At 67.8% G+C, this 6,000-nt stretch carries 8 protein-coding genes; 3 read left to right on the plus strand and 5 right to left on the minus strand.

Annotated features, from left to right (window positions below; genetic code table 11):
- The first annotated feature begins 57 nt into the window (after positions 1 to 57).
- Complete coding sequence (locus tag ABE472_RS13460; RefSeq protein WP_346466432.1) at positions 58 to 891, plus strand: isocitrate lyase/phosphoenolpyruvate mutase family protein; 834 nt, start codon at positions 58 to 60, stop codon at positions 889 to 891.
- Between the two features lie 7 nt (positions 892 to 898).
- On the opposite strand, the gene ABE472_RS13465 is transcribed toward ABE472_RS13460, so the two are convergent.
- Both ABE472_RS13465 and ABE472_RS13470 read right to left on the minus strand, forming a co-directional pair.
- Positions 899 to 1,219, minus strand: a complete 321-nt coding sequence (locus ABE472_RS13465) for a multidrug efflux SMR transporter (protein ID WP_346462475.1) — start codon at positions 1,217 to 1,219, stop codon at positions 899 to 901.
- On the minus strand, positions 1,216 to 1,587 hold the full coding sequence (locus ABE472_RS13470) for a multidrug efflux SMR transporter (protein WP_313211963.1): 372 nt from the start codon (positions 1,585 to 1,587) through the stop codon (positions 1,216 to 1,218). Before ABE472_RS13470 ends, ABE472_RS13465 begins: the two co-directional genes overlap by 4 nt.
- Positions 1,588 to 1,696: 109 nt before the next feature.
- Between ABE472_RS13470 and ABE472_RS13475 the strand changes: the two genes are divergently transcribed.
- Positions 1,697 to 2,563 (plus strand): LysR family transcriptional regulator, encoded by an 867-nt coding sequence (locus ABE472_RS13475; protein WP_313211964.1) that lies wholly within the window; start codon positions 1,697 to 1,699, stop codon positions 2,561 to 2,563.
- On the opposite strand, the gene ABE472_RS13480 is transcribed toward ABE472_RS13475, so the two are convergent.
- From ABE472_RS13480 to ABE472_RS13490, 3 genes are all read right to left on the minus strand, one after another.
- Positions 2,536 to 3,462, minus strand: coding sequence for a M14 family metallocarboxypeptidase (locus tag ABE472_RS13480; protein ID WP_313211965.1), 927 nt, complete (start codon positions 3,460 to 3,462; stop codon positions 2,536 to 2,538). The two genes, ABE472_RS13475 and ABE472_RS13480, sit on opposite strands and share 28 nt — an antisense overlap.
- A 64-nt stretch (positions 3,463 to 3,526) precedes the next feature.
- Positions 3,527 to 4,183 carry an SDR family oxidoreductase gene (locus tag ABE472_RS13485; RefSeq protein WP_313211966.1) on the minus strand — a complete coding sequence of 219 codons (657 nt, stop codon included), beginning with the start codon at positions 4,181 to 4,183 and terminating at the stop codon, positions 3,527 to 3,529.
- Positions 4,184 to 4,261: 78 nt separating this feature from the next.
- Positions 4,262 to 4,726: a cupin domain-containing protein gene (locus ABE472_RS13490; RefSeq protein ID WP_313211968.1), complete on the minus strand. Its 465-nt coding sequence runs from the start codon at positions 4,724 to 4,726 to the stop codon at positions 4,262 to 4,264.
- Positions 4,727 to 4,927: 201 nt separating this feature from the next.
- Here ABE472_RS13490 and ABE472_RS13495 point away from each other — a divergent pair, with 201 nt between their 5' ends.
- Positions 4,928 to 5,821 carry a LysR family transcriptional regulator gene (locus tag ABE472_RS13495; protein WP_313211986.1) on the plus strand — a complete coding sequence of 298 codons (894 nt, stop codon included), beginning with the start codon at positions 4,928 to 4,930 and terminating at the stop codon, positions 5,819 to 5,821.
- Positions 5,822 to 6,000: the final 179 nt, after the last annotated feature.

Raw genomic sequence — 6,000 nt, forward strand, 5'->3', positions numbered from 1 at the left:
CTCCCTCAACAAGGGCGTGGCGGCCGCTGGCGTTACCATCGGGTGACTGCTGACCGGATGCGCACCATGACAGACCTTTCCTTCGATCCCCGGCCGCGCCGCGCGGCCTTCCGTGCGCTGCACGAGGAAGGCTGCTTCGTGCTGCCCAACCCGTGGGATGCAGGCAGCGCACGCTACCTGCACAGTCTCGGCTTCCAGGCGTTGGCCTCGACCAGTTCGGGTTATGCGTGGAGCCAGGCCCAGGCCGACGGCACGCTGACGCTGGAGGAGACCCTCGCACATCTGCGCAGCCTGGCCGCGGCGACCCCGTTGCCGTTGAATGCCGATTTCGGCGATGGCTTCGGCTCGCTGGAAGCAGTCGGCCGCAACGTCACCCTTGCCATCGCCACCGGCGTGGCCGGCATCTCCATCGAGGATGCCAGCCCGGATCCCGCGCATCCGCTGCGCACGCTGGACGATGCGGTGGCACGGGTACGTGCCGCCCGCCGCGCGATCGACGCGTCCGGCGAGGACGTGCTGCTGATCGGCCGCGCGGAGAATTTCTTCGTCGGCCGGCCCGACCTGGACGATGCGATCACCCGCCTGCGTGCCTATGCAGAAGCCGGTGCGGATTGCGTGTATGCGCCGGGCATCACCAACCGCGAGCAGATCGAAGCGGTGGTGGCCGCGGTGGCGCCGCGACCGGTCAACCTGCTGGTTGGCAGCGCGCTGCCGTTCACCCTGCAGGACATCGCCGGCATGGGCGTGCGCCGGGTCAGCGTGGGTGGTGCGATGGCGCGCACCGCCTGGGGCGGGATGATGCGGGCCTCGCAGCTACTGATGGACGAAGGCCACTTCGACGGCTTCGCCGATGCGGCCTCCGGGGCGGTGTTGAATCAGTTGTTCCGCTGATCGGGGATCAATGGCTCGACAGCACCACCACCGCACCGGTGACCAGCGCGATCCCGACCCAGCCGATCGGGCGCAGCCGGTTGCCGAACAGCACGCGCCCGCAGAGGGCCGTGCCGATCACGCCGATGGCACCCCACATCGCATAGGCCGTGGCCAGATCCATGGTTTTGACCGCCTGACCGAGCAGCGCGAAGGCGATCCAGACCAGCACGATCGCGGCGAAACCCCAGGCCGGCTTACGGAAGCCGTCGGATTTGGCCACCATCATGTTGGCGGCGATATCGATCAGTGCCGAGCACAGCACGAAAAGGAAGGCAGTGAGGTTCATGGCGTGTGCGCCTCGCCGAGGGTGACGCAGACGATGCCGACCGCCGCCATCACCAGCCCGATCATCTGCTGCACGGACAGGCTGTCCTTGAACACGAACATGCCGACCAGCGTCAGCAAGGTCAGGCCCAGGCCTTCCCACACGGCGTAGGCCACGCCCACCGCGATGCCGCGCACGGACAGCGCCAGGAAGTAGTACGAAATGGCCAGCGCCACGGCCATTACCACATAGCCCAGATAGCCCCCATGACGGGCGGCATCGGCCATGAACGAGGTGCCGACCACTTCGGCGACGATCGCCACGGTCAGGCAGGCCCAGGCGATCAGACCGCCACGGGCACGGGGTTGCGAATGCACCTGTGTGTGCATGGAAAGCTCCTTGATTGCGGCCGCGGGATGACACCCGTGCGACGCGCCCATTATCATCGCCATTTCCATCAGACCAAAGATGGAATCCATCGATAAAGGCGATACATCAATGCGCTACGGCCCCGAATCCCTGCACGCCTTCGTGGAAGCGGCTGCGCTAGGCTCGTTCTCCGCCGCCGCGCGCCGCCTGAAAAAGACCCAGTCGACCATCAGCACCGCGATCGCCACGCTCGAGGCCGACCTGGGCCTCACGCTGTTCGACCGCAGCGGCCGCTACCCGGTCCTGACCGAGGACGGCCGCAAGGTGCTCGGCCATGCACAGGAAATCCTCGCGGCCGCCGACCGTCTGGAGCAGCTCAGCATCCGCTTGGCGGATGAGGTCGAGCCGCGCCTGAGCCTGGTGTTCTCGGACATTTACCAGCTCAACCCGGACCAGCACCTGCTGCGCCGGTTCGAGCAGCGTTTTCCGGATATCGAACTGGAGTGGCTGGATGCCGAAGGCAGTGACGTGCTGGACGTGGTGCAGCGTGGGCGTGCCCATCTCGGGCTTATGCCGCATCAGCCGGCCTACCCGTCCGAACTGGCGGTGCGCGCCCTGCCCCTGCGCGCAGAGATGGCGGTGTTTGTTGCCGCCGGTCATCCGCTGGCCGCGCTGCACGCGCCGGACGAATCCCACCTGGCCAGCCACCGGCAGATCTGCCTGAGTGGCGATGCGGCGCGCGAGGGCCACGCACGCGGGCGCACGTGGTCGGCCTCGGACTATCTGATGGTGCTGGAGATGGCCGAGGATGGCTTCGGCTGGGCAGCGTTGCCGCGCGCACTGGTGGCGCGCTATGGCCGGGGCATGCTGGTGGAGCTGCCCCTGCCCGGCTGGCCGCGGCTGGTCTCCACCGATGCGGTATGGCACAAAGGCGCGCCGCTGGGGCCAGCGGCGCTGTGGTTGCTGGATCAGTTCCTGGGGGCGGCCAACGCGTAATCGATCGCCGCGCAGATTGCCGCCACCTGGGCGTCATTGCACTGCTGCGGTGTGGCACGCGGGCTGTCCGGGTACACCTCGGTGGTGGTCGTGTATCTGGCGCCGCTGACGCTGGCGCACAGGCCCAGTTTTTCCAGCGGGTACTCGATCACCCCCGGGGCGACCACCGGGGAACCGATGATCTCGCCCTTGTCGTCGGCCGGGGCGATATGGGTCACCCGCTCGACGGCGGCATTGACCGCGGTCTGGAAGGCCGGCTGCGGGTTTTCGGTGTCATCGACCAGGTAGAAACCATCCGGGATCAGGCCGGGCTCGAATGGCTTGCCGTCGCGCGCGGCCAACGCCGGGCGGAACTCGGTTTCATCGGTGTCCGTGGTTTCGTGCAGGTCGATATGCATCACGATGCTGCCGCGCAGGGGCGCGACCAGTGCGATCAGCGCAGCCGATTCGGCCGCCGGGCTGTTGGCCATGAACGAACGGTTCGGATCGATCGCCTCGGCGTTCCAGCGCTGGATGCGCTCGTAGCCCCACGGGCTGACGCAGGGCACGACCAGCAGATTGGCGCGCCCGGCGTATTCGGCCGCGCGGGTCTGCAGGAACTGCAACGCGCCCTGCACGCCGCTGGTTTCGTAACCGTGGATGCCGCCGGTGACCAGCATCGTCGGCAGTGCGGGGTTCCAGTCGCGGCTGCGCACGGCAAACAGCGGGTATTGGTCCGGGGCGTACTCGAGCGTGCCGTACCGGGTCACGTCGAAGCTGCCGCGCAGCGCCTCGACGGCCGGCAACACGTCATCGGCATAGCGGCGCTGCGGCACCTGACGAGCGCGCCACTGCGCCTTCTCCGCTGCGCCCCAGGGCTGGCCGGGGGTGCCGATGGGATAGAAGGGGGCGTTGGTCATGGCGTGCTCGTCTGTGCTGCGGGTGGAAACGTGATTTTACCATCGCCGCACACGGCGGCCCGAGTTACGCCCGGGCAAGCTGCGCGATCGCCTCATCGGCAGGCCGGTCACCTTCAGTCAACTCGATGATCGTGCGCCGCACCTGCGGATGCTCCACCAGCGCCACCAGCGTGGCGGCCACATCGGCGCGCGGGATATCACCATAGGCAATCGCCGGGCCCGCCGTGACGCGGCCGGTGCCCGGCGCATCGCTCAAGGTGCCGGGGCGCAGGATCACCCAATCCAGATCAGTCGCGGCCAGATACACATCGGCGCGCTTCTTGACCGTCATGTAATTCTCGAAGCCCTCGCCCATGCCTTTGTTGCGGCCGGCTTCCGGGAATGCCGAGACCAGCAGGAAGCGGCGCACGCCCGCCTGCCGCGCCGCATCCACCGCAAGCTCCAAGCCGCGGCCATCGATGGCGTTGGTGACCTCGATACCGGCACCACCCGCACCGGCGGTGAAAACAACCGCGTCACTGCCGCGCATCTGGCCGGCCAGCGTGTTCACGTCGGTGGCGGTGAGATCGCCGGTGACCGGCGTTGCGCCCAGGTCGCTCAGTTCAGTGCCCTGCTCGGCGCGGCGATGCAGCGCCAGCACGCGATGTTGCTTGTCGGCCAACTGCTTGACCAGGTGACGGCCGACCTTGCCGGCCGCGCCGACGATGAAAACGGTACTCAAGACGGTTCTCCTGTTTCAATCGGTCTGTGAGGGTACGCAGGTGGATGTGACACGGCCGTCCCCATCGCGGGGCGTGGTTCAGTTGCCGCTGTACTGCGCGTCGCTGACCTGCTCCAGCCACGTCACCGGTGAGCCATCGACCGCTTCGGCGATCGCGATATGGGTCATTGCGGTGGCAGCTTTCGCACCATGCCAATGTTTGACGCCCGGCGGAATCCAGACGATGTCGCCCGGACGGATCTCACGCGCGGGTTTGCCCCATTCCTGCACGCTGCCGATGCCTGCGGTGACGATCAGCGTCTGGCCCAGCGGATGGGTGTGCCAGGCGGTGCGTGCGCCGGGCTCGAAGGTGACCGTGGCCCCACTGACGCGCGCCGGCGCATCGGTCTGGAACGGTGCATCGATGCGCACCCGCCCGGTGAAGTACTCGGCCGGGCCGGCGGCCGAAGGGGCAGTACCGGCAGTGGTGATGCGGATGGGCGCGGTCTCGGCGGGTACGGTGGCCACCATGGAAAGCGACAGTGCTGCGGTGAACAGGTCCATGAAGCGATCTCCTGTGGGGAGCAGCGGTTCGCACCGCCGGGAGGGTCACTGTAGGCGCGCACCCACGTGGGTACTAGCCATCGCGATCGGCATGCAGCCATGACCGCAGCTCATCAATCGCAAAGCGAAGCTCCTTGAGCTCATCAGTCGGCAGCGCGCATCATGGACGCGCATGACTGCCATGCGCCCTTGGCCCTGCCCATGGCCCGCGAGAATTTCAACGACCTGCACGTGTTCGTCACCGTCGCGCGCGAGCGCAGCTTTACCCGTGCGGCCGCGCAGTTGGGTGTCTCACAATCCGCACTCAGCCACACGGTGCGCGGGCTGGAAGAGCGCCTCGGCGTGCGCCTGCTGACCCGCACCACGCGCAGCGTCTCGATGACCGAGGCCGGCGAGCGGCTGTACGAGACCGTCGCCCCGCGCATGCAGGAGATCGAGGCCGAGGTCGCCGCGATCAGCGAGTACCGTGACCGGCCCGCTGGCACGATCCGCATCACCACGGCCGAGCATGCCGCCAACACGATCGTCTGGCCCCGGCTGTCCGCCGTGCTGCCCGCCTACCCCGATCTGCATGTGGAACTGACCATCGACTATGGCCTGGCCGACATCGTCGCCCAGCGCTACGACATCGGCATCCGTCTCGGCGGCCGCGTGGCCAGGGACATGATCGCGGTGCCGATCAGCCCGCCGCTGCGCATGGCCATCGTGGCCAGCCCCGCCTACTTCGCCACGCATGCCGCGCCGCAGCTGCCGGCCGACCTGGCCGCGCACAACTGCATCGGCCTGCGCCTGCCAACCCATGGCGGGCTGATGGTGTGGGACCTGGAAAAGAACGGCGAAGAAGTAAACGTGCGCGTGGATGGTCAATGGACCTTCAACGGCAGCAGTGCGATCCATCGCGCGGCGCTGGCCGGTGCGGGCCTGGCCTATCTGCCCGAGGACATGGTGCGCGATGACATCGCCGCCGGCGCACTGCGGCGTGTCATGGAAGACTGGTGCGATCCGTTCGACGGGTACTACGCCTACTACCCCAGCCGCCGGCAATCCTCGAGCGCGATGAAGGTCGTGATCGAAGCACTGCGCGCAGACCGGTAGAGCCGACCGTCGGTCGGCTGGCGCGGCGCCCGATCACCCGTAGAGCCGACCGTTGGTCGGCTGACGCAGCGCCCGATCACCCGTAGAGCCGACCGTTGGTCGGCTGACGCAGCGCCCGATCACCCGTAGAGCCGACCGTTGGTCGGCTGACGCAGCGCCCGATCACCCGTAGAGCCGAC

Source organism: Stenotrophomonas sp. TWI809 (assembly GCF_039673205.1).
GTDB lineage: Bacteria > Pseudomonadota > Gammaproteobacteria > Xanthomonadales > Xanthomonadaceae > Stenotrophomonas.